The organism is Saccharothrix sp., assembly GCF_031180885.1.
Classification (GTDB): Bacteria; Actinomycetota; Actinomycetes; order Mycobacteriales; family Pseudonocardiaceae; genus Actinosynnema.
Genome location: NZ_JAPSLK010000001.1, coordinates 517,141 through 538,827, shown reverse-complemented (window position 1 = coordinate 538,827; position 21,687 = coordinate 517,141). Strand labels below are relative to the sequence as shown.

Genomic DNA, 21,687 nt, shown 5'->3' with positions numbered 1-21,687 from the left:
TCAGGCGTCCGTGGAGCCGTGCTTCTCCAGGAACGTCTGCACGAGTGCCCGCTGGTCGGCCTTGCTGCCGCCCTGGACGGTGATCGAGTCCTGGCCGACCTTGATGGTCACCTTGCGCGCGCTGCCGCGCTGCACGAAGGCGGTGATGACGGACGCGACGGCGGCGGCCACGGCGGCGGGCAGCGCGCCGTTGACCACCAGTTCGGCGATGGCCATGCCGGTGCCGCTCTTCGCACCGTCCGGCAGCTCCGTCGGCGCGTGCCGGGCGTCCACGCGGGCGCCCCGGACCAACTCCTCCAGCAGCAGGTTCGTCGCGGACGCCGCACTGCCCGGCGCGTCGATCGTCAAGTGGAACACGCGTTTCCTCCCCGGTTAGGACGTCGATCATCCCAGTCACCCCGATCATCGGGACAGACCCAGTCCACGTCACAACGCAACGTTTCACGCCCACAAGCGCGCGAGTGCTTAACGATTCGCTGCGTTGAGCCGTTCATACGATCGAGTTTCGCTGATCTAGGCCACTTAGAGCTGCATGTTTCGCCGCCGTCGGGTTACCCTCGCCTACGTGACTGCGCACATCACTCAGACGGAGTCCGTCGACGCCGCGCCGTTCCCGGCGCCGAGGGTGGACAGCGAGGTGGGCCCGCTGCGCACGGTGCTGCTGCACCGCCCGGGCCTGGAGCTGAAGCGGCTGACCCCGCGCAACAACGACCAGCTCCTGTTCGACGGCGTGCCGTGGGTGGACCGGGCGCAGGAGGAGCACGACGCGTTCGCCGAGGTGCTGCGCTCGCGCGGGGTCGAGGTGCTGCTGCTGGCGGACCTGCTGGTGGCGGCGCTGCACGACGACCGCGCGCGCATCGCGGGCATCCACAGCGCGGTGAACGAGCGGCGGCTGGGCATCGACCTGGCGGACGCGCTGCGGTCGCACCTGTCGTCCATCGGCCCGGACCAGCTCGCGACGGCGCTGATGACCGGCATGACGTTCGAGGAGCTGCCCGCCGCCGAGGGCGCGTCGCTGGTGCGCAAGATGCACCACCCGATCGACTTCGCCGTGGACCCGCTGCCGAACCTGCTGTTCACCCGCGACTCGTCGGTGTGGGTGGGCGACCGGGTGGCGATCACGTCCCTGGCGCTGCCCGCGCGCGACCGCGAGACCGCGCTGACCGACCTGATCTACGCCTACCACCCGCGCTTCCGCAAGACCGGCCGGGCGTACGGGGCGCACTCCGCGCCGGTGGAGGGCGGTGACGTGCTGCTGCTCGCGCCGGGCGTGCTGGCGATCGGCGTCGGCGAGCGGACCACGCCGGCGGGCGCGGAGTCGTTCGCGCGGTCGGCGCTGGCGGACGGCCTGGCGCACACCGTGCTGGCGGTGCCGATCACGCAGGAACGGGCGACCATGCACCTGGACACGGTGTGCACGATGGTCGACCGGGACGCCGTGGTGATGTACCCGGCGGTGCGGGACAACCTGTTCGCCTACCCGGTGCGCTCGGACGGCAACGGCGGCGTGCTGGTGGACGACCGGCGGCCGTTCCTGGAGGCGGCGGCCGAGGCCATGGGCATCGAGCGGCTGCGGGTGATCGACACCGGGTTGGACGCGGTGACCGCCGAGCGCGAGCAGTGGGATGACGGCAACAACACGCTCGCGGTCGCGCCGGGGCTCGTGGTGGCGTATGAACGCAATGTCGAGACCAACGCGCGGCTGGAGGACTCCGGCATCGAGGTGCTGCGGATCTCCGGGTCGGAGCTGGGCTCGGGCCGGGGCGGCCCGCGGTGCATGTCGTGCCCGATCGACCGCGCCCCGCTGGTGTGAATTCTTTGGAAAGGGTCGCCTAATTTAGGCAACCCTTTCCAAACATTCATAAGCCTTACCTTGAATGCGGGAACAACGCGTTTCGGTTAATCTCGGGGCATGGCCCTCAACGTCAAGAAGATTCCCTCGCGCACTTCCAAGTTCCACGACCTGCTCCAGGCGCAGGTGCGCAACGAGTTCACCGCGTCCCAGCAGTACGTGGCCATCGCGGTGTGGTTCGACAACAACGACCTCCCGCGGCTGGCTTCGCACTTCTACAAGCAGGCGCTGGAAGAGCGCAACCACGCGATGATGATCGTCCAGTACCTGATGGACAACGACCTCAAACTGGCCATCCCCGGCGTCGACGAGGTCCGCAACGACTTCTCCACCGCCCGCGAGCCGGTCGAACTGGCGCTCCAGCAGGAGAAGGCGGTCACCGACCAGGTCGTGGCGCTGGCCAAGGCCGCCCGCGACGAGGGCGACTACCTCGGCGAGCAGTTCCTCCAGTGGTTCCTCAAGGAGCAGGTGGAGGAGGTCGCGTCGATGAACACGCTGCTCAACGTGGTGGACCGGGCCGACGGCAACCTGTTCCACGTGGAGACCTTCCTCGCCCGCGAGCACGTCGGCGAGGACGCCGACCCGACCGCCCCCCGGGTCGCCGGCGGCAGTCTGTAAGCAGCCACGGGCCACCGCCGCACCGCTCGCCACTCCCGGCGGGCGGTGCGGTGCCGTCCGGGGCCGGAAATTCCGCCGACGAGGCGCACCGGAGTCGTTACCTTCGGCACATGGCGCATTTCGAGCGGACCACGGAACGGCTCACGTTGCGGCGGGTGCGGATGTCCGACCTGCCGGATTTCGTCGCCTTGGAAAGGGCATTGCGCGCCACCGAAAAGCGCAGCCCGCCGGCTGAAGCGGAGTCCGCCGAGTACCTCCGGCGCTTCACCGAGGTGTGGGACCGGGGCGATCTCGGGTGCTGGGCGATCGAGATGACCGGCCGGGTGGTCGGGTTCGGCGGCGTCCAGCCGCACGGCGACGCCTGGAACCTCTACTTCCGCGTCGACCCCGCCCGCCACGGCCTCGGCATCGCCACCGAGATGGCCCGGGAGGCGGTCGCGACCGCCGGCGAGGTCCGACCGGACTGGGTCGTGCGGTGTGAGACCCGACCGTGGAACACGGCCGCCATCAAAGTCGCCGAACGCGCCGGACTGACCCGGATCGACGACCACGACGGATACGCGGTGCTCGAATTTCACCCGATTGGGCGACGGTAACCGCCCGGCGGACCAAGCCGTCAGAGGAAGCAGCCGATGTCCCGCACGCCCATCACGCTCAGCGTGTCGCCCGCGTTGCCGAACCCGAAGTAGTAGAAGCGGGCCTCGGCCACCGGCAGCGTGTACCCGTGCGGGGTCAGCTCGGCGGCTGGGTACAGCTCCTTGAGCCGCTTCTGCGAGTCGCCGAACCGCAACCCCTCGGGCGTGCGCGCCCCGCCCTCCAGCCGCAGGTCGACCGCCACGCCGCCCTCGATCCCCACCCAGCCGCTGGCCCGCTTCAGCTCGTAGACCGGGCAGTTCGCCTGCGGCCAGTTGTCGAGCTGCCCGCCGACCTCACCGGTGGCCTGCAACTCCTCCAGCGTCATCCCCAGCCGCACCTTGCCCAGCCCGCCCGGGCTGAGCACCGGCACGTCGTCCACCACCACGGTGCGCGCCGGGGCGGCGGTGGTCGAACTCGGCGACGGTTGCGCGGTCGTGCACCCGGCCAGCAGCACCGACCCGACCACCAGCACCGCCAACGCCCTCATCAGCCACCCTGTCCGCACTCGCCGCCGGTCTTCTCGATCCACGTGACCGACACCCTGCCCTGTGCCAACCGGAACACGTACCCCCAGTCTGACCCCATGGCCACCGCGGCGCGGTCCCCGTCCACCACCAGACCGGGGTACGGCCCGCGCAACTCGTCCACGGTGCTGCCGTGACCGACCCCCGACGGGGTCTTGGCGAACATCGGCAGCCGGATCGCCACCACCCCGTCCTCCGGGGAGACCAGCAGGGAGAAGCTGGTCTCGCTGCCCTCGTAGCGCCGGCACGGCCCGGCGGGCACCACCTCGAAGCTCCCGCGCTCGGACGCCTCGCCCTCGGTCATCCCCAGCCGGAACGGCCCGTACCCGGACGGCTCCAGCGCCTGCGGCCGGACCGTCGTGACCGACGTCGGCGGCGCCCCCGGCTCGGACGCCACCCGCGCGTTCAGGCCCTGCGCCACCACCACACCGCCCACCACGGCGGCCACCACCAGCGCACCGGTCGCCGCCGCCCGGACCCGCCGGCGCCGCCGGGCACCGCCCACGATCCTCGACACCGCGTCGTTCGCCGCCGGCAGGTCGAGCCGTTCGTCGGAGAACAGCTCGCGCAACCGCTCGTCCAGTTCCACCGTGCTCACCGGCCTTCCCCGACCTTCTTGCGCAAGGCCGCCATCGCCTTGCTGTGCTGGCTCTTCACCGTGCCCGGCGAGATGCCGAGCGCGTCGGCGATCTCCCGCTCGGACAGCCCCTCGTAGTGCCGGAGCACCACCACGGCGCGCTGCCGCGGCGGCAGGTCGCGCAGGGCCTGCCACAGCGGTTCGTGCTCCAGCCGGTCGGTCGACTCCACGCCGACGTCGGGCAGTTCGGCCACGAGGCGTTCCCGGCGCAGCCTGCGCCACACGCTGACGTGCGTGTTCGCCATCGCCCGCCGCGTGTAGGCCAGCGGGTCGACGTCCTTGCGCAGCACCGCGGACCACCGTGAGCCGACCTTCTCCAGCACGGACTGGACCAGGTCGGCCGCGTCGTGCGGGTTGCCGGTCAGCGCGTGCCCGTAGCGCAGCAGGCCCGGCAGCGCGGTCCGGACGAACTCCCCGAAGTCGGCCCGGACGTCGGCCACCCCGGCAGGCAGTACCGCCGTCACCTCGTTCCCCTCCCCCGATCGGCTGTCGGTGGGTTCACGCGGTGGTGCCCCGACCGGTTGCCCGCCGGAAGGTCACAGAACGGGCAACGGCCGGAACGAGCCGTCCGAGTCGGGGCTGAACTCGTGCACGGCGACCACGGCGTCGGCCGGGACCGGGCCGTAGACGTGCGGGAACCACGGCCCGGTCTCGTCGCCGTCGCCCGGTTCCCACAGCACCGGCAGGCCCTCGGGGTCGATCATCAGCAGGACGAGGTCGTGCCGGCCGCGGTACAGCCGGTTGGCGGGCAGGTGCACCGTCCCGGGGTCGGAGCAGTGCACGAACCCGTCCGGGTCGAGCGGGATGGCGCCGTCCGCACGGGCCTGCGCCCACTCCTCGCGCGACGCGATCCGCAGCAGCATCTATCCACAACCTCCTGTGGACAACCGTGTGGACGGCTGTGGACAACTCGTTGGGGACAACTTCGCTGTGGACAACTCAGCGCAGGGTGATCTGGCGGCCGCGCAGACCGTCCCGCGCCCGGCGCTCGGCCTCGGTCAGCGGCTCGGCGTCGAGGCTGGTCAGGGCGTCCTGCAAACGCTTGCCCAGGGCCTCGGCGGGACCGGCCCACTCGCTGGAGTGCAGCTCGCGGTCGAGGTCCCACACCGGCACCAGCAGGCCGTGCGCCCGGAACGACCCCGCGTACCGGGAGCCCTCGCCCAGGTCCAGCTCGCCCCGCACGGACAGCCGGGCGAGCGCGGCGAGCAGCTGCTCCTCGGGCTCCGGGCGGACCCAGCGCAGGTGCGCCTTGTCGCCCGCGTCGACCCAGTAGGCGGCGTGCACGCCGGGCGCGTCGACCCGTTCGGTGGGCAGGATCGCGGCGTTGGCGCGCTCCAGGGACAGGGCGACGTCACCGGTCGGCTCGTGGTCCGGCGGCATCCACCAGGCGAAGTCCTTGTGCAGCTCGGGCGTGATCGTGGCGTCCACGTCGAGCAGGTCCTGGAGCCGGCCGGGGTTCGAGCCGTCGTCGACGCCGACCACGGGCAGCGCGTCGCCGGTCTCGGCGGTCAGCGCCCACTGGACGGCGCGGGCCAGGTCGCGGCTGAGGTCGCCGGACCGGGTCTGCACCTGGAGGCCGACGAACGCGGTGCCGTCGGCGCGCACGAGGGCGGCGGCGGCCATCGGCAGCACGGAGGCCAGCACGACCTCGCGCGGGGCGTCCTTGAGCGGCAGCTTGACCGTCGCCGAGGGCACGAACTCGCGCAGCGCGATCAGCTCGGTCTCCGACGCCAGGCCCTGGAACGGCCGGGACACGATGACGTCCGCCGCGCCGCCCGCCGCGCCGTGGCACGCCTTGTAGCGCTTGCCCGACCCGCACGGGCAGGGCTGACGCGGGTTGACGCCGTCCGCCGGCTTGGTCTTCACGGCCGTCCGCTTCGCCACCGCCGCCTCCTCAAAGCTCCTCAGGGCTGGTCGGGCGTCAAGTTATCCCCCACGATCCCGCGCGTCCGCGCCGGGTTGTTGGTCGCGAGGAACCGCACGCCCCGCTCGACGCACAGGACGACGTCCTCCACCGCGTCCACCGTCCAGCAGTAGCTGCCCGCGCCCCGGTCGGGGTACCGCCGGAGGAGGTGCACGCCGGGGCCCGCGTAGTCGGCGAAGCGCGGCAGCCGCTTCGGCCAGATCCGGTTGAACAGCAGCACGGTCGGCACGTCCGGCTTGAGCGCCTTGAACCGCCGCACCGCCCACGGCGAGAACGACATCATCACCGCGTCCACCCGGTGCTTCGACAACATGTCGGCAAGTCGCCGTTCGACGTCGCCGCCGTACCGGACCGGGTGTTTGGTCTCCGCGAACAGGCGAACCCCGGAGTCGGCGACCAGGCCCAGCAGGTCCTCCAGGGTCAGCACGTCGGCGGGCTCGCCGCCGAGCCGGCTGCCGAAGTCGTGCCGGCGCAGCTCCTCCAGCGTCATCGCGCTGACCACGCCCGACCCGCCGCTGGTGCGGTCGATGGTGCGGTCGTGCACGCACACCAGGTGGCCGTCCTTGGTCAGGCGGACGTCGCACTCGACGCCGTCCGCGCCCTGGGCGAGCGCCAGTTCGTAGGCGGCGAGGGTGTGCTCGGGACGGGCGGCGGAGGCCCCGCGGTGGGCGACGACTTCGGGCGGCACAACGGGCAATGGTCCTGGCGGAGCACCGAACGGGTCAACTCGGCTACCTGATGTCACAGCTGCCTGAATGTTTGCCAGACGAACCACACTCGGATGGACGCGAACCGACCTCAAGACCTACCGTCCGTGACCGTGGCACCCTTCGACCAGCACGATCCAGCCTTCATCGCCGATCCGTACCCCGTCTTCGCCGCGCTACGGGCGGAGGGCGAGGTGCACTGGCACGAGGAGATGGGCATCGCGCTGGCCGTGTCGCACGCGGCCTCCTCGGCGGTCCTCAAGCACCGCTCGCTGGGCCGGATCTGGTCGGACGCCAAGCCCGTCGAGGAGTTCACCAACTTCAACCTGCTGCACCGCAACTCGCTGCTGGAGAACGAGCCGCCCACGCACGGCCGGCTGCGCAGGCTGGTCGCGGCGGCGTTCGGGCGCGGGCACGTCGAGCGGCTGCGGCCGTGGATCGCGGACCTGGCCGACCGGCTGGTGGACGAGCTGTGCGCGCGGATCGCCGACGAGGGCCGGGCGGACCTGCTGTCCCACGTCGCCGCGCCGCTGCCGGTCGAGGTGATCGCCGAGCTGCTCGGCGTGCCGACCGCCGACCGGCCGCTGCTGCAGCCGTGGTCGAACGCGATCGTGAAGATGTACGAGTACGACCTGCCGGCGGACAAGCGGGCGGCGGCCGAGCGCGCGGCCGGCGAGTTCGTCGCCTACCTGCGGGACCTGGTGGCGCTGCGCCGGCGGTCCCCCGGCGACGACCTGGTGTCCGACCTGGTCGCGGTCACCGACACCGACGGCGCGAAGCTCACCGAGGACGAGCTGGTGGCGACCGCCGTCCTGCTGCTGATGGCGGGCCACGAGGCGACGGTCAACGTCATCGGCAACGGCGTCAACGCCCTGATGACCCACCGGGGGCAGTGGGAACGCCTCGTAGCGGATCAGTCCCTCCTCTCCACGGCGGTCGAGGAACTGATCCGCTACGACTCCCCGCTCCAGCTGTTCGAGCGGACGGCCACCGAGCAGGTCGGGATCGCCGGGTTCACCGTCGAACCCGGCACCAAGATCGCCGCCCTGCTCGGGGCCGCCGCCCGCGACCCGCTGGTGTTCCCGGACCCGGACGTGCTGGACGTGGGCCGGGTGCGCAACCCGCACCTGGGGTTCGGCATGGGCATCCACTACTGCCTCGGGGCGCCGCTGGCGCGCATCGAGGTGCAGGCGGCGCTGTCGTCGCTGACCCGCAAGCTGCCCAAGGCGGAGGCGGCGGCCGTGCCCCGGCGGCGGGCCGAGTTCGTGATCCGGGGGTTGCACGAACTGCCGCTCACGTCCGCGTAGTCACCAGCGGTCGGACGTCACGATCTGGACGAGCTGGTCGACGGTGAGCGGGGGCTGGTCGGCGGTGAGGCCGCCCATGCCCTTGGGGTTCTGGCGGTTGCTGACGTGGATGGTGATCGAGAGGCCGTCGGCGCGCTGCAGGCGGGCGAGGTGGGTGACGCCGCCGCCTTCGAGCGGGGTCGTGTCGGTGGCCAGCGTCGAGCCGTCGGGCAGGGTGCGGGTGGTGCAGGTGGGCGTCTCGAGGTCGCACTGGGCGTGCTGGTCGGGGTGGCTGCCGGGGTAGACGACGAGGTCGTAGCCGCCCGTGACCCCGCCCGCGGTCAACTGGCCGACCAGGGCCGCTCCCGCCGGTTCGCCCTTGCCGAGGGGGACGTCGGTCGGCCTGGCCACGGTCGGCGGGGGCGGCGGCGCGGTCATCCGGTACACCCCGGGGCCGCTCTCGGTGACGGTGAAGGTCGCTGTGCCGCCGAGGACCGCCTTGAACCGCTCGACCAGCTCTTCCGGTGTGGCGGGCGGGGCGGGCTTCGGGGTTTCGGTGGTCATGGTCGTGGTGGTGGTGGTGGGCTGTGCCGCGACTTGCTGGGTGGAGGGCTCGTTGCCCGGCACCAGCAACGCGGTCGCGGTGGCGAGACCGGCCACGACGGCGACCGCGACGGCCACCGGCACCAGCCGGGACTTGGTCCGGGGCGGCACGTTCGGCGGCAGGCCGGCGGTCACGGCGTCGGCACGCCGTTCCAACTCGCCGAACGCGTCGTTCAGGGCACGCAGGTCGCTCATGTCGTCTCCTGGTAGACGTGGGGGTTGGCGGTCAGGTCGACCCGCAGGCTCGCGAGTGCCCGGGAGATCTGGCTGCGCACGGTGGTGACCCGGCAGCCCAGCGCGGCGGCGATCTCCGCGTCCGGCAGCCCGGCGTAGTAGCGCAGGACCACCGCGGCCCGTTGGCGACGCGGCAACCCGGCGAGCCGCCGGATCATCGCGTCCCGCTCGGCACGTTCGTCGGCGCCGTCCCCGAGCCCGGTGTCGGTGATTTCGGCCCGCGGTGAGGTGCGCGCCAACCGCCGCCGCCACGACATGTACTCGTTGACGACCATCCGCCGGACGTAGGCGTGCGGCTCGTCCAACCGGCAAATCCGGTCCCACCGTTCGAACGCGCGGCCGAGGACGTCGCTGACGAGGTCCTCGGCCAGCCAGGGTTGACAGGTCAGCACGGTGGCGAACCGCATCAACGCCGGACGCCGGTGCGCGACGTACTCAGCGAACTCCATCGGCACACTCCCGACTCGTGATCACGCCCCTCAACGCTGCAACAGCCTGAACCGTTGCACGGGTCGCGGAAAAAGCGCGGGAGGGAGGGTGGGGGTGGCCGGACCAGTCGGGCTGCGCCTGGCGGGCCTGGCCAGGCCGAGCTGAGCCGGGCGGGCTTGGGCCAGGTCGGCTGGGCAGGCCGGGCTGGGCGGTCGAGCTGAGCCGGGCGGGCTGGGCTGGGCGGGCCGAGCCAGGCCGGGCGGGCGGGCAGGGCGGGCAGGGCGGGCGGGCAGGCAGGGCGGGCCGGGCTAGGCCGAGCTGGACAGAGCCGCCCCGCCCCGCCCCGCCCCGCCCCGCGCCGCCCCGCCCCGCCCCGCGCCGAGCCAAGCCACGCCGAGCCGCGCTGGAAGGCCGGACGAGCGCTTGGGCGAGGCGCGTCGAGCGGAGCCTTGTCGGCTGGCGGATTTGGGAGCGTGCCGGGCGATCAGGTGGGCCGGTTGCGGAGGCTTTGCGGCTCAGCGCGGTCCGGCCTCCGGCCCCCGGTTCCATGATCTCACGGGGCACCGACAAACGACGGCGGCGAGCGCGTGGAGTAGGTCAGTGGCGCTTGTAGGGCTTGGGGAGTTTGAAGCCGCGGTCCGACATGACCGTGCGGAGGCGGTCTGGGTAGTCGGTGATGATGCCGTCTACGCCGTCGTCGATGAGTTTGTGCATAGTGGCCGGGTCGTTGATGGTCCACGGCACCACCTTCAGGCCGTGGGCGTGGGCCTCGTCCACCAGGGCCTTGGTGGTGAAGGGGATGTAGTTCGGGTCGCCTACCTTGCCGTTTTGCGGATTGCCGTGAACCGGGGACAGGGCCGAGGCGCCGAAGGACTTCACCGCCTTCACGATGCTGCCGTCGAAGTCCGCCAGGTTCAGGCCGCCGGTCCACGGGGAACCGGGGCGCAGGAACTCGGGCTGGGTCAGGGCCACCAACGGCAGGCCCGGCTCGGTCTTGCGCCACAGCATCAGGGTGCCCCAGTCGAAGGACTGGATCGTCACGTTGCGGTAGAAGCCCGACTTCCGGATCTCGCGCCTGGTCACCTCGACGAACTGCTCACGTGGCGCGGTCTCGTGGGGTGCGGCGGCTTCGACCTTCGTTTCGATGTTGAACTTCACGCCGAACGCGCGGTACTCGCGGGCCAGGGCGAAGACCTCGGCCAGGGTCGGCATCTTCGCGCCCGGGGACAGTTCCTGGTCCGGGTACTGCGACCACCGGCGCGACCCGCAGTCCAGCGTGCGGACCTGGGCGAAGGTCAGGTCCTTCACGTACTTGCCCGCGTACGGGAACGCCGGGTCGCCGGGGAACGCCGGTGCCGTGTCGACGCACTTGTTCGGGTTGGTCTTGCGGTCGTGCGTGACGACCTCGCGGCCGTCCTTGGTGATCTGGACGTCCAGTTCCAGCGTGCTCACCCCGAGTTCGAGCGCCTTCGCGAACGCCGCCAGGGTGCTCTCGACGGTCAGGCCGATCCCGCCCCGGTGCGCCTGGAGGTCGAACTTCTTGTGCCCACCGGCGTTCGCCACGCCAGGCACCAGCAACGCCGAGGGGACCAGCAACAGGACGACCGCCACCACGAGTGCCCGCATGCGACCACCGTGGCACGCCCCCGCCGCGCGCCCCAAGGCCGTCCCGGCGAAGTGTGCTTGAACAGCAGGAAAATCAGCCCAACGACCGCAGGAACGACGCCCAGCGCACCGCCGGGAACGTCAGCGGTGTGGCCTTGTTCTTCGAGTCGCGCACACCCACGGCCGCCCCCGCGCGCGCGACCTCCACGCAGTTGGCGTTGGTCGCCGCGGTGCTGCGGCTGCTCTTGCGCCACACCGCGCCGGTGAAGTCCACAGTGGACACGAGCATTCCCCCTCACTCCGCCAGGATCCGCTGGACCAGGGCCACCGACTCGTCCAGCCCCAGCGCCTGGGTGGTCAAGTGCTCGAACGCGAGCCTGGCTTCGATGGTCAGCCCTTCGTCCTCCATGTGCACGGCGCCGAACGGGTGCTCCACGTACAACACCGGCGGGTCGGCCGGGTCGGGGAAGTTCAGCAGCGCGAACCCGCCGCCCATCGCGCCGTGCGCCCCGCACTCGTGGGCCAGCACGCGGAAGCTGACGTTCGGCAGTTCCGCCACCTCCAGCAGGTGTTCCAACTGCGCGCGCATCACCTCCCGACCGCCCGGCCCCTTGCGCAGCGCCGCTTCGTCGACGATCGCCTCCAGCCGCAGCAGGTGGTCGGGGTCGGTGAGCCTTCGCTGCCGGACCTGCCGCGCCCGGACGTTCTGCTCGTCCTGCTCCTTCGTGCCCGCGAACGGCCGCGCGGCGCACAGGGCGCGCGTGTAGTCCGCGGTCTGGAGCAGGCCGGGGATCAGCAGCAGCGACACGTCGCGGACCTCCGCGGCCTCGGACTCCACGTCGATGTAGCCCTGGTCCTCGACCCCGAGCGCCGTCCACCACCCGCGTTCCCGGGCGCGCAGGGCCTCCAGCACGATGTCCGGGTCGTAGTGGTCGTAGAGGTCCATCATCGACTTCACCAGGTGCGGGTCGACCAGGGTCTCCCCCTTCTCGATGCGGTGGAGCGCGGACTTGGTCTTGAACAGGGCCGTGGCGGCGCCGTCGAGGGTCAGCCGGGCGTCGGCGCGCATCCGGGCCAGCTTGCGGCCCAGCCTGCGCCTACGAAACGGTGGTTGCGTACTCACAACACGAGTATGCCGGCGTGATCGTCCGAAAACTTCACCGCAACGGGTGTATTTCGGCTGGTCAGCGAGCGGTGCAACAAGAACGGTGCGGGCCGCGTGTAGGTGGTGCCGGGGTGTGTCACGACAGGAACGGGGTCGGTGTTGGGCGAAGGGGCGTCCTTCGACGAGTTCGTCCACGAGCACCAGCAGGGTCTGGTCCGGTACGCGGCGCTGCTGTCCGGCAGCCGCGCCGAGGCCGAGGACCTGGTGCAGGACGTGCTGGTGCGGGTCTACCAGCGGTGGGGTTCGCTGGACGGCCCGGTCTACGCGTACGTCCGCCGGGCGGTCACCAACGAGTACCTGTCGTGGCGGCGGCGGTGGCACACCCGCAACGTCCGGCCGGCCGGCGACGACCTGCCCGACCACGCCCACCACGACCCGCCGTACCACGAGCGGGACGAACGGCTGTGGCGGCTGCTCCAGGGGTTGCCGCGGCAGCAGCGGGCGGCGGTCGTGCTGCGGTACTACGAGGACCTGGCCGACGCGGAGATCGCCGAGGTGCTCGGGTGCCGGCTGCCCACGGTCCGCGCGCACGTCAGCCGCGGGCTGTCGGCGCTGAGGTCGGCGATGCCGGAAACCGCGTGGAGGGGCCATGACTGACACCGAGGACGAGCTGCGCCGCGTGCTCGCCGCGCGCGCCGACCTGGTCCACTCGCACCTGTCCGGCCCGGCCATCCGCGCCCGGGCCGCCGCCCGCCCGCACACCCTGCGCCGCCTCGCGCCGCTGGTGACGGGCGTGGTCGTGGTGCTCGCGGTCGTGGTGGCGAGCCTGCTGCTGGCGCGCGCGCCGGGCGGCGGGCACCGGCCGGCGACGAGCGTGCCCGCCGGCGGCGACCCGCGCCCCACGACGGTGACGGCCACGACCCCGCCGGCGACCACCCCGTGGCCCACGTTGACGGGCCACGGCACCACCACGAACCCGGCTACGACGACCTTCGTGCCCACGACGACCGGGACGATCACGACGACGTTCCGCCCCACCACGACCAGCCCCGACCCGGGCAGCGGCTACCCGACGCCCACCACGACCCGGTGAAGTGCAACGGATCCGGGCCGGGACGCATGGAGATCACGTGGGCAGGAGGGCCCACCAGCACGAGGAGGACTCCATGCGCTTCACCTTGCGTTCCCGCCGGGCCGCGGTCGCGACCGCGCTCTCGCTCGGCGTGGTGGCCGCCGGGGGCGTGACCTGGACCGCGCTCGCGTCGGGGTCGCCGCAGGACGTGGTGGTCAGCACCACGACCAAGCCGACGACCACCACGACGAGCCCGGCGTCCACCACCGCCCCGCCGGTGACCACCACGCGGCCGGGCGAGCCGACCGAGTGGCCCACGACCACCCAGCGACCCACCACCACGCCGCCGTACCCGACCACCGGGTACCCGACCACCCAATACCCGACCACCACCCAGTACCCGACGACGACCCAGCGCCCGACCACGACGACCCACTTGCCCACGACCCCGCAGTGGCCGACCACGACCCGGCCGCCGCTGACCACCACCACGTCCCCGCGGCGCTAGAACCGAAAACGGGCCGGCTGCGCGATCCGCGGCCGGCCCGTCCTCGAACCCGGTCTACCTGGGCGAAGCGTGCGAGCGGACGGCCCTCAGCTCGGGAGCGGGCGCGTCGCGCAGTTCCACCACCCGCATCCGGCGCAGCGTCGACGGCGCGACGGGCAGCAGCAACGTGGTGATCCGGCGCACCAGGACCATGGTCAGCACCACCACCGCGGTGGCCAGCAGGTCCGACACCGCGTGCAGCAGCACACCGTCCGCCAGCGCCTGCACGCTCGTCCGGAACGACCACGCCACGGTGAACACCGCCCACAGGCCGGCCGCCGCCCACAGCCCCCACCACCAGCGCACCAGGCGCGACGGCGAGGGCCGCGCCGTAGCGGGCAGCCGCAGCGCCGCGTGCTCCAGCTCGGCCGCGATGGACCCGGCCATCACCAGGTTCAGCCCCGGCACCAGCAGGCCCACCAGGACCTCGGCGTCCGACCGGGACGGCGCGTACCCGGCGGCCGACGCGGCGGCGGCCCGCGCCCGGCGCAGCCACAGGAACGTGAACACCACGCCGCCCAAAACCATGATCAGCGCCAGGATCGACGCGGACCGCAGCATCGCGTCCGACACGTTCACCGTCGTGGGCGACAACGCCCCGTACCGGCTCTGCAACAGCAGCGCGTACCGCCAGATCTCGCTGCCCGCGGCCCACAGCAGGGTCAGCGCGGCCAGCCCGAGCACGTGGAACGCGGTGCGCGCCAGCCGCTGGACCTGCTCCACCGAGTCCTCGGCGGCCTCGCCCGCCACGGACGTGGGCCAGCGCCACGCCAGCAGCGGGAACCCCCACCGCGGCGGCACCGGGTAGGACGGCGGACCGGCGTACGGGCGCGGTGGCGGGGCCAGCCGACGGTGCGGGTAGGCGCCGGGCGGCGGGCTCGCCACCCAGTCCACGCGCATCGGCTGGAACGCCACGTCAGATGACCTCCGGCTGCGCGCCGGCCTTCTCGCTCACCAGCGGACGACCCTCGGCGGCCCACACCTGCATGCCGCCGTCGACGTTCTTGGCGTCCCAGCCGTTGGCGTTGAGGTACTGGGTGACCCGCGCCGACCGGCCACCCGCCCGGCACACCACCAGCAGCTCGGCCTCGGGCAGCTCGGACAGCCGCCCGGCCAGCTCGCTCATCGGGATGTGCAGCGCGCCGGGGGCGTGCCCGGCCTCCCACTCGTCGGCTTCGCGCACGTCGAGCAGGACCTGGCCCTCCGGCAACTCGGCCGGCACGGACGACACTTCAACGCTCGGGATCACGCCCACCATGCTGCCATGCCCCCGGTAAACAGGGGATAAGCGCCAAAGGGCCGCCCCCGCGAACAGCGGAGGCGGCCCAGACGAGAACAGACCACGAGCCAACCCCAGGGCCGGCCGAGCCACCCAACACCGCGAGGCCGCCGTCGGCTTGTCGCGCCGCCTTTCCCGACGATCAGCTTTTCCGATCGTCGGGAAAGGCGGCGCGATGAGCCGACCCTACGGGCGGCCGAGCCGCGACGCCGGAGGCGGCGCCATCCAACACAGCCGAGCCGCGACGCCGGAGGCGGCGCCATCCAACACAGCCGAGCCGCGCGACGGAGTCGCGCCAATCAACTCAGTGCGAGATGGCCTTCTCGGCACCCACGCCGGTGAGCGCGCGCACCTCCATCTCGGCGTACTTCGCCTTGTTGTCCTCCTTGGAGAGCACGGTGCCCAGCCAGCCCAGGAAGAACGCCACCGGGATCGACACGATGCCCGGGTTGGACAGCGGGAACACGTCGAAGTCGGCCTTGGGGAACATCGCGTTGGCGTTGCCGGACACGGCGGGCGACAACACGATCAGCGCGATCGTCACCGAGAGGCCGCCGTAGATGCTCCACAGCGCGCCGGAGGTGTTGAACCGCTTCCAGAACAGCGAGTACAGGATGGTCGGCAGGTTCGCCGACGCCGCCACCGCGAACGCCAGGGCCACCAGGAACGCGATGTTCTGGCCGTTGGCCGCGATGCCGCCGAGGATCGACACGATGCCGATGACGATGGCGGTGATGCGGGCGACCTTGACCTCGTTCGACTTGTCCTCGGCCTCGCCCTTCTTGATGATGTTGGCGTAGATGTCGTGCGCGAACGACGCCGACGCGGTGATCGTCAGACCGGCCACCACCGCCAGAATTGTCGCGAACGCCACCGCCGCGATCAGGCCGAGCAGCAGCGGGCCGCCCAGCGCCTCGGCCAGCAGCGGGGCCGCCGAGTTGGCCTTGCCGGGTGCGCCCAGGATCTTGTCCGGACCCACCAGGGCCGCCGCGCCGTAGCCCAGGACCAGCGTGAACAGGTAGAACAGGCCGATCAGCCAGATCGCCCAGACCACCGAGCGGCGCGCCTCCTTGGCCGTGGGCACGGTGTAGAAGCGCATCAGGATGTGCGGCAGGCCGGCGGTGCCCAGCACCAGGGCCAGCGCCAGGGACAGGAAGTCCAGCTGGGACGTGGCGGTCTTGCCGTACTGCAGGCCCGGGCCGAGCAGCTTCTCGCCCGCCTTCGGGGCGTTCTCGACCGCCGCGCCGAGCAGGCCGGACAGGTTGAGCCCGTACTTGCCCAGCACCCACAGGGTCATGATGCCCGCGCCGACGATCAGCAGGACGGCCTTGATGATCTGCACCCAGGTGGTGCCCTTCATGCCGCCGATCAGCACGTACGCGATCATCAGCGCGCCGACCACGGCGATCACGACCGCCTGGCCACCCTTGCCGGTGATGCCCAGCAGCAGCGCGACCAGACCGCCCGCGCCCGCCATCTGCGCCAGCAGGTAGAAGAACGACACGGCCATGGTGGACGTGGCCGCCGCCGCGCGCACCGGGCGCTGGCGCATCCGGAAGCTCAGGACGTCGCCCATCGTGTACTTGCCGGTGTTGCGCAGCAGTTCGGCGACCAGCAGCAGCGCGACCAGCCAGGCGACGAGGAACCCGATGGAGTACAGGAACCCGTCGTAGCCGTTGACCGCGATGGCGCCCGCGATGCCCAGGAACGACGCGGCGGACAGGTAGTCGCCCGCGATCGCGATGCCGTTCTGGGGACCGGTGAACGCGCGGCCGGCGGCCAGGTAGTCGGCGGCGGTCTTGGTGTTGCGGCTGGCGCGGATCACCACGAACAGCGTGGCGACCACGAAGATGCCGAAGATGGCGATGTTGAGCAGGGCGTTGTTGTTGGTCACGCCTGGCCCCCTTCGAGTTCCTCGCGGATGGCTTCCGCACGGGGGTCGAGGTTCTTGTTGGCGTGGCGCACGTACAGCGTGGTGATCGCGAACGTGGACACGAACTGGAGCAGCCCCAGGATCAGGCCGACGTTGATGTTGCCGACGACCTTCTGCGACATGAAGCCGTGCGCGTAGTCGGCGAGGAGGACGTACAGCAGGTACCAGGCCAGGAAGAGACCGGCCATGGGGAACACGAAGGTGCGCAACCTGCGGCGCAACTCCTTGAAGTCCGCGCTGTCCTGCACTGCGACCCAGTCGTGGGTCGCCCCAGCGGGGGTGGCGCCCCCTGAAGCGTCTTCAGTGGTGCTCACTTTCCCCTCCTCGCACTTGTCGGCGGTGTGAACGGCACGAAACCCTCCTGGTGCGTTCCTGATACGCGCAGCACCGTAGGGAGACGTGGGTCACGCCTGAAAGACCCCGGACGTGGACTTGCGCTCAACAGTCGAGTGATGCGATGAGCGGTAGGAATGCTGAGACGAAGCGCCGTTCGGGTGACGGACCTCACCGATGACCGGATAGGCGGACACAACGTCACCCGATCGAGATCTTTCGTGGCTCCACGCCCGACCCCATCGCGGACCACTGGACCGAACCGCCGAACCCGTTCCACCAGACGTCGTCGACGTGCGGATATTTTCCATCCGACCCCGCTACGATGCGGATTTGTGCTGGACGACCTCGACCGCGCGCTGGTGCACGCGCTGCACGTCAACGGCCGCGCCCCGTTCAACTGGCTCGGCGCGGTGCTCGGCGTGTCCACGCAGACCGTGATCCGCCGCTACCGCCGGCTGCGCGCCGAGGCGGGCCTGCGGGTGGTCGGGCGGCCCGACGCCGGCGGTCCGCGCTGGCTCACCCGGGTCACCGCCGATCCCGCGACCGCCGGCGACGTCGCCGGGTCGCTCGCCCGCCGCGCCGACACGTCGTGGGTCAAGACCGCGTCCGGCGGCACCGAGGTGTTCGCGGTCGTGACCGGAGATTCGCCGGTGCTCCAACACGTCCCGTCCAGCATCACGGCCGTGTCGGCGCACCTGGTCCTCAACACCTACCTCGGCGGCCCGACCGCGTGGCACGGCCGCGCGAACGCCCTTGCCCGGAAGCAGATCGTCGCGCTCTCGCCCCCGCGCACCGACGACCCCGGCCGTCCGCTCGCCGACACCGACGCCCCGCTGCTCGCCGCACTCGCCGAAGACGGCCGCACCGGCCAGGCCGCGCTCGCCGAGGCCACCGGGTGGTCACCGGTCACCGTCGCGCGGCGGCTCAACGCCCTCCAGGCCGCGGGCGCGATCTTCTTCGACGTCCGCGTCGACCCGGACCTCTTCGAACCCACCGCGCACGCGCTGCTGTGGATGTCCGTCGCGCCGGCGCACCTCGACGCCGTGGCCAAAACCCTTGCGGAGCACGAAGAACTCGCCGTCGTCGTGGCCACCACCGGCCCGACCAACCTGTGCGCGCAAGCCCTGTGCCCGACACCGGCCGCCCTGCACCGCTACCTCACCGAACGCCTCGGCGCGCTGGAACACGTCCACGCCGTCCAAACGTCACCGGTCCTGCGCACGGTCAAAGCGCTCGACTAGTTCCACGGCCGGGCGCTGTCGCGCGAGTCCTCCCGCGGCTTCTCCTCCGCCGACCCGAACCGCTGCACGTCGCGGTCCCGCATGAAACCCAGCGGGTCGGGGGCGTGCAGGCGCAGCAGGATCTGGTTCACGTCGTCCGGCCGCCGCCGGCCGGTCAGCTTGCTGATCATGATCATGGTCAGGAACGCCACCGGCACCGTCACCAGCGCCGGCTGCGTGGACAGCGCCGGCGCCACCCAGCCGGACAGCGTGCTCACCACGTTCACCGCCAGCGCGGTCAGCACCAGCCCACCGCCGACCAGCATCCCCGCCATGGCGCCCACCCAGGTCAGGCCGCGCCACCAGATCCCCAGCAGCAGCAACGGGCAGAACGTCGACGCGGCCAGCGCGAACGACATCGCCACGGTCAGCGACGCGTCACCGCGCGGCAGCAGCAGCGCCAAGCCGATGGCCACCGCGCCGGTCAACACCGTCGCCCACCGGAAGTCGCGCACCTTGCCCGGCAGGATGTCCGTCGACACCACCCCGGCCACGCTCACCACGAGCCCCGACGAGGTGGACAGGAACGCCGCGAACGCCCCCGCCGCCACGATCGCGCCCAGCACCTGCCCCAGCAGGTTCGGCTGCATCGTGCCGGGCAGCAGCAGCACCGCCGCGTCGGTCTTGCCGGTCACCAGCAGCTGCGGCAGATACTGGCGGGAGATCACCCCCAGCACCGTGGGGAACAGGTAGAACAACCCCAGCAGGTACATCACGTGCAGCGCCGTGCGGCGGGCCGCCTTGCCGTCCGGGTTGGTGTAGAAGCGGACCAGGACGTGCGGCAGGCCCATGGTGCCCAGGAACGTCGCGAAGATCAGCGAGTAGGTCTCGAACAGCCCGCCCAGGCCGCCGGTCTGCGGGCGCAGCCACTGCTCGTTGCCGGTCGGCGAGCCCTCCACGACCGGGACCGGCGAGCCCTCCGCGAAGCTCAGCGTCGTGCCCTTGCCCAGGGTGTAGGTGCCGGGGCCCCACAGCGCGTGGCCGTCGGCGGGCGCGCCGTTGACCGTGCCGACCGCGGTCAGCTCCATCGGCTCGACCACCCGGACCCGCACCTGCTCCGCGGTGGTCACCTCGACGTCCTGGTGGAACCGCAGCACCCCGCCCTCGTCGACGCTCTTCGCCCCGTTGCCCGGACTGGCCAGGAACACGGTGAACAGCACGAACGTCGGCGCGGCGATGGCGAACAGCTTGCCCCAGTACTGGAACGCCTGCACCAGTGTGATCGCGCGCATCCCGCCGCCCAGGACGTTCACCCCGACGATCACGGTCACCGCCACCGCGCCCAGCCACGTGGGCAGGCCGGTGATCGTGTTCAGCGTCAGGCCCGCGGACTGCAGCTGCGGCACCAGGTACAGCACGCCGATGCAGATCACGAAGAACGTGCAGAACCGCCGCAGGTTGGCCGACCCCAGCCGCGCCTCGGCGAAGTCCGGCAGCGTGTACGCGCCCGACCGGCGCAGCGGCGCGGCGACGAACAGCATCATCGCCAGGTAGCCCGCGGTGAAGCCGATCGGGTACCACAGCGCGTCGATGCCGTCCTTGAGCACCAGCCCGGCCACGCCCAGGAACGACGCGGCGGACAGGTACTCGCCGGAGATCGCGGCGGCGTTGCGGGTCGCGGGGATCGCGCGGCGGGCGACCAGGAAGTCCGGTGTCGTGTTGGCGCGGCGGGAACCCACGTAGCCCAGCAGGAAGGTCAGCGCCGCGACGACGACCACCAGCCCGAGGCTCCACAGGTTCCCGGTCACCGGTCCACCGAGCTGACGAAGTCGTGTTCGTGGCTCTCGGCCAGTCTCCGGTACGCGTAGCCCACCCCGTACAGCAGCGGGAACGGCAGCAGGCCGAGCAGCACCCACGGCAGCCGCACGCCCAGCAGCTCGACGTCCGCCAGGCCCGGCAGCAGGTAGAACAGCACCGGCAGCGACGCCAGCAGCAGCAACGTGCCGCCGCCGAGCAGGAACGCGGTCTTGAGCTGCTGCTTGATCAGGTCGCGGATCAGCTTCTCCCCGACGCTGGTCTGCTCCTCCAGCTCGATGATCGTGCGCAGCACCCGGCCGCGGCCCCGCGGGTCGGCGAGCACGACCCGCCGGCGGCGGTTCTTGCGCGCCGACACCGCGGGCCAGGCGTCCCGCTCCCCTGGCTGCGGCTGGTCCGGCTGGCCCGGCGGCCCGGAGTGCCTGCTCATCCCCAGCTGCTCTTGGGGGGTCGCACGATCCGCTCCTTCAGCTCACGGGTGTGCCGCCGGCTGACCGGCAGCTCCTTCGCGTCGTCGCCCGAGCCGATCACCACCGCGTAGCCGTTGGACGTCATCCGCAGCTCGGTCACCAGCGGCAGCGCCACCAGGAACGACCGGTGGATGCGCACGAAACCCGCGTTCTCCCACCGCTCCTCCAACTGGGCCAACGGGATGCGCACGAGGTGGCTCTGGCCGTCGTTGGTGTGCAGGCGCGCGTAGTCGCCCTGCGCTTCGACGTACCGGACGGTGGCTCGGGGCACGAGCTTGATGGTGCCACCCAACTCGACCGGGATGACCTCTTCGTCGGCGGGTTCCTGCGGCGCGGGTTCCGGCTGGGCGACCGGGGTCGCCGAGACGCGTTCCACGACGCGGGAGATCGCCTTGTTGATGCGGTCCTCGTTGATCGGCTTGGTGACGAAGTCCAGCGCGCCGACCTCGAAGGCCACCACCGCCTCGGAGTGCTCCACGCCGGTGACGAACACCAGCGCGGGCGGCGCTCTGAACGCGCCCAGCACCCGCGCCAGGTCGGTGCCCGACAACCCCGGCATGTTGATGTCGGCGAACACCGCGTCGACCGGCGGGCGGCCCGCGCGGGTGCGGTCCATCACCTCGACGTCGTAGTCACCCCGGAGGATGCGCAGGGCCTCCGCCGCGTCGAAGGCGGTGAGCACGCGGCGGATGTGCGGGCTGCTCTCGAGCAGGTACTTGATCTCGCTCAGACCGGGCGCCTCGTCGTCCACCGCCAGAACGAGGAGGCCGGCGTTGTCCTGGGTACTCACTGTGCAGCGCATCTTGCCCAGTCGCGCCGGGCCGTGTCTACGCGGGGTCGCGGCGTCCGACCCCT

The 21,687-nt window shown here is 71.8% G+C and carries 27 protein-coding genes; 7 read left to right on the top strand and 20 right to left on the bottom strand.

From position 1 onward, the window contains the following. A complete protein-coding gene (locus tag RIN75_RS02725) occupies positions 1-357 on the bottom strand; it encodes a hypothetical protein (protein ID WP_309110116.1) in 357 nt (118 codons plus the stop codon). 208 nt (positions 358-565) lie between these two features. Here RIN75_RS02725 and RIN75_RS02720 point away from each other — a divergent pair, with 208 nt between their 5' ends. From RIN75_RS02720 to RIN75_RS02710, 3 genes are all read left to right on the top strand, one after another. Continuing rightward, a complete protein-coding gene (locus tag RIN75_RS02720) occupies positions 566-1,813 on the top strand; it encodes an arginine deiminase (protein WP_309110115.1) in 1,248 nt (415 codons plus the stop codon). Between the two features lie 99 nt (positions 1,814-1,912). Next, complete coding sequence (locus RIN75_RS02715) at positions 1,913-2,470, top strand: ferritin (RefSeq protein ID WP_309110114.1); 558 nt, start codon at positions 1,913-1,915, stop codon at positions 2,468-2,470. 110 nt (positions 2,471-2,580) lie between these two features. Further along, complete coding sequence (locus tag RIN75_RS02710) at positions 2,581-3,066, top strand: GNAT family N-acetyltransferase (RefSeq protein WP_309110113.1); 486 nt, start codon at positions 2,581-2,583, stop codon at positions 3,064-3,066. 20 nt (positions 3,067-3,086) lie between these two features. Here RIN75_RS02710 and RIN75_RS02705 read toward each other — a convergent pair whose 3' ends face one another. The 6 genes from RIN75_RS02705 to RIN75_RS02680 form a co-directional block, all read right to left on the bottom strand. Further along, positions 3,087-3,593 (bottom strand): hypothetical protein, encoded by a 507-nt coding sequence (locus tag RIN75_RS02705; protein ID WP_309110112.1) that lies wholly within the window; start codon positions 3,591-3,593, stop codon positions 3,087-3,089. After that, a complete protein-coding gene (locus RIN75_RS02700; RefSeq protein ID WP_309110111.1) occupies positions 3,593-4,228 on the bottom strand; it encodes a hypothetical protein in 636 nt (211 codons plus the stop codon). The genes RIN75_RS02705 and RIN75_RS02700 overlap by 1 nt, the downstream gene beginning before the upstream one ends. Further along, entirely contained in the window at positions 4,225-4,731 is a 507-nt protein-coding gene (locus tag RIN75_RS02695; protein WP_309110110.1) for a SigE family RNA polymerase sigma factor, read from the bottom strand. Before RIN75_RS02695 ends, RIN75_RS02700 begins: the two co-directional genes overlap by 4 nt. A gap of 72 nt (positions 4,732-4,803) precedes the next feature. After that, positions 4,804-5,130, bottom strand: coding sequence for a DUF952 domain-containing protein (locus tag RIN75_RS02690; RefSeq protein WP_309110109.1), 327 nt, complete (start codon positions 5,128-5,130; stop codon positions 4,804-4,806). A 76-nt stretch (positions 5,131-5,206) separates the two neighbouring features. Beyond that, complete coding sequence (locus RIN75_RS02685; RefSeq protein ID WP_309110108.1) at positions 5,207-6,151, bottom strand: DUF5926 family protein; 945 nt, start codon at positions 6,149-6,151, stop codon at positions 5,207-5,209. A 20-nt stretch (positions 6,152-6,171) separates the two neighbouring features. After that, complete coding sequence (locus RIN75_RS02680; RefSeq protein WP_309110107.1) at positions 6,172-6,879, bottom strand: glycerophosphodiester phosphodiesterase family protein; 708 nt, start codon at positions 6,877-6,879, stop codon at positions 6,172-6,174. 93 nt (positions 6,880-6,972) lie between these two features. On the opposite strand from RIN75_RS02680, the gene RIN75_RS02675 reads away from it, so the two are divergent. After that, positions 6,973-8,205 carry a cytochrome P450 gene (locus RIN75_RS02675; protein ID WP_309110106.1) on the top strand — a complete coding sequence of 411 codons (1,233 nt, stop codon included), beginning with the start codon at positions 6,973-6,975 and terminating at the stop codon, positions 8,203-8,205. On the opposite strand, the gene RIN75_RS02670 is transcribed toward RIN75_RS02675, so the two are convergent. The 5 genes from RIN75_RS02670 to RIN75_RS02650 form a co-directional block, all read right to left on the bottom strand. Further along, a complete protein-coding gene (locus RIN75_RS02670) occupies positions 8,206-8,982 on the bottom strand; it encodes a hypothetical protein (RefSeq protein ID WP_309110105.1) in 777 nt (258 codons plus the stop codon). Continuing rightward, on the bottom strand, positions 8,979-9,470 hold the full coding sequence (locus RIN75_RS02665; RefSeq protein WP_375295893.1) for a SigE family RNA polymerase sigma factor: 492 nt from the start codon (positions 9,468-9,470) through the stop codon (positions 8,979-8,981). The genes RIN75_RS02670 and RIN75_RS02665 overlap by 4 nt, the downstream gene beginning before the upstream one ends. A gap of 577 nt (positions 9,471-10,047) precedes the next feature. Further along, on the bottom strand, positions 10,048-11,076 hold the full coding sequence (locus RIN75_RS02660; RefSeq protein WP_309110103.1) for a glycerophosphodiester phosphodiesterase: 1,029 nt from the start codon (positions 11,074-11,076) through the stop codon (positions 10,048-10,050). A gap of 73 nt (positions 11,077-11,149) precedes the next feature. Beyond that, positions 11,150-11,344, bottom strand: coding sequence for a DUF397 domain-containing protein (locus RIN75_RS02655; RefSeq protein ID WP_309110102.1), 195 nt, complete (start codon positions 11,342-11,344; stop codon positions 11,150-11,152). Positions 11,345-11,350: 6 nt separating this feature from the next. Further along, the gene (locus RIN75_RS02650; RefSeq protein ID WP_309110101.1) at positions 11,351-12,178 is read right to left on the bottom strand and encodes a helix-turn-helix transcriptional regulator; all 828 of its coding nucleotides are present in this window, start codon (positions 12,176-12,178) and stop codon (positions 11,351-11,353) included. Positions 12,179-12,316: 138 nt separating this feature from the next. Between RIN75_RS02650 and RIN75_RS02645 the strand changes: the two genes are divergently transcribed. Next, positions 12,317-12,817, top strand: coding sequence for a SigE family RNA polymerase sigma factor (locus tag RIN75_RS02645; RefSeq protein ID WP_309110100.1), 501 nt, complete (start codon positions 12,317-12,319; stop codon positions 12,815-12,817). Further along, the gene (locus RIN75_RS02640; RefSeq protein WP_309110099.1) at positions 12,810-13,253 is read left to right on the top strand and encodes a hypothetical protein; all 444 of its coding nucleotides are present in this window, start codon (positions 12,810-12,812) and stop codon (positions 13,251-13,253) included. The genes RIN75_RS02645 and RIN75_RS02640 overlap by 8 nt, the downstream gene beginning before the upstream one ends. A gap of 33 nt (positions 13,254-13,286) precedes the next feature. Here RIN75_RS02640 and RIN75_RS02635 read toward each other — a convergent pair whose 3' ends face one another. From RIN75_RS02635 to RIN75_RS02615, 5 genes are all read right to left on the bottom strand, one after another. Further along, positions 13,287-13,724 carry a hypothetical protein gene (locus RIN75_RS02635; protein ID WP_309110098.1) on the bottom strand — a complete coding sequence of 146 codons (438 nt, stop codon included), beginning with the start codon at positions 13,722-13,724 and terminating at the stop codon, positions 13,287-13,289. A 70-nt stretch (positions 13,725-13,794) separates the two neighbouring features. Next, the gene (locus RIN75_RS02630) at positions 13,795-14,694 is read right to left on the bottom strand and encodes a DUF4328 domain-containing protein (RefSeq protein ID WP_309110097.1); all 900 of its coding nucleotides are present in this window, start codon (positions 14,692-14,694) and stop codon (positions 13,795-13,797) included. 1 nt (position 14,695) lies between these two features. Beyond that, positions 14,696-15,037: a rhodanese-like domain-containing protein gene (locus RIN75_RS02625; protein ID WP_309110096.1), complete on the bottom strand. Its 342-nt coding sequence runs from the start codon at positions 15,035-15,037 to the stop codon at positions 14,696-14,698. Between the two features lie 325 nt (positions 15,038-15,362). Then, positions 15,363-16,952 (bottom strand): cation acetate symporter, encoded by a 1,590-nt coding sequence (locus tag RIN75_RS02620; RefSeq protein ID WP_309110095.1) that lies wholly within the window; start codon positions 16,950-16,952, stop codon positions 15,363-15,365. Further along, a complete protein-coding gene (locus RIN75_RS02615; protein ID WP_375295892.1) occupies positions 16,949-17,305 on the bottom strand; it encodes a DUF485 domain-containing protein in 357 nt (118 codons plus the stop codon). The genes RIN75_RS02620 and RIN75_RS02615 overlap by 4 nt, the downstream gene beginning before the upstream one ends. A gap of 354 nt (positions 17,306-17,659) precedes the next feature. On the opposite strand from RIN75_RS02615, the gene RIN75_RS02610 reads away from it, so the two are divergent. Then, positions 17,660-18,568 carry an AsnC family transcriptional regulator gene (locus RIN75_RS02610; protein WP_309110094.1) on the top strand — a complete coding sequence of 303 codons (909 nt, stop codon included), beginning with the start codon at positions 17,660-17,662 and terminating at the stop codon, positions 18,566-18,568. Here the strand turns inward: RIN75_RS02610 and RIN75_RS02605 are convergent. From RIN75_RS02605 to RIN75_RS02595, 3 genes are read right to left on the bottom strand one after another with little or no spacing between them, the layout of a single operon-like run. Further along, on the bottom strand, positions 18,565-20,355 hold the full coding sequence (locus RIN75_RS02605) for a cation acetate symporter (RefSeq protein ID WP_309110093.1): 1,791 nt from the start codon (positions 20,353-20,355) through the stop codon (positions 18,565-18,567). The two genes, RIN75_RS02610 and RIN75_RS02605, sit on opposite strands and share 4 nt — an antisense overlap. Beyond that, positions 20,352-20,792 carry a hypothetical protein gene (locus RIN75_RS02600; protein WP_309110092.1) on the bottom strand — a complete coding sequence of 147 codons (441 nt, stop codon included), beginning with the start codon at positions 20,790-20,792 and terminating at the stop codon, positions 20,352-20,354. Before RIN75_RS02600 ends, RIN75_RS02605 begins: the two co-directional genes overlap by 4 nt. After that, positions 20,789-21,634 (bottom strand): LytTR family DNA-binding domain-containing protein, encoded by an 846-nt coding sequence (locus RIN75_RS02595; RefSeq protein WP_309110091.1) that lies wholly within the window; start codon positions 21,632-21,634, stop codon positions 20,789-20,791. Before RIN75_RS02595 ends, RIN75_RS02600 begins: the two co-directional genes overlap by 4 nt. Positions 21,635-21,687 lie beyond the last annotated feature (53 nt).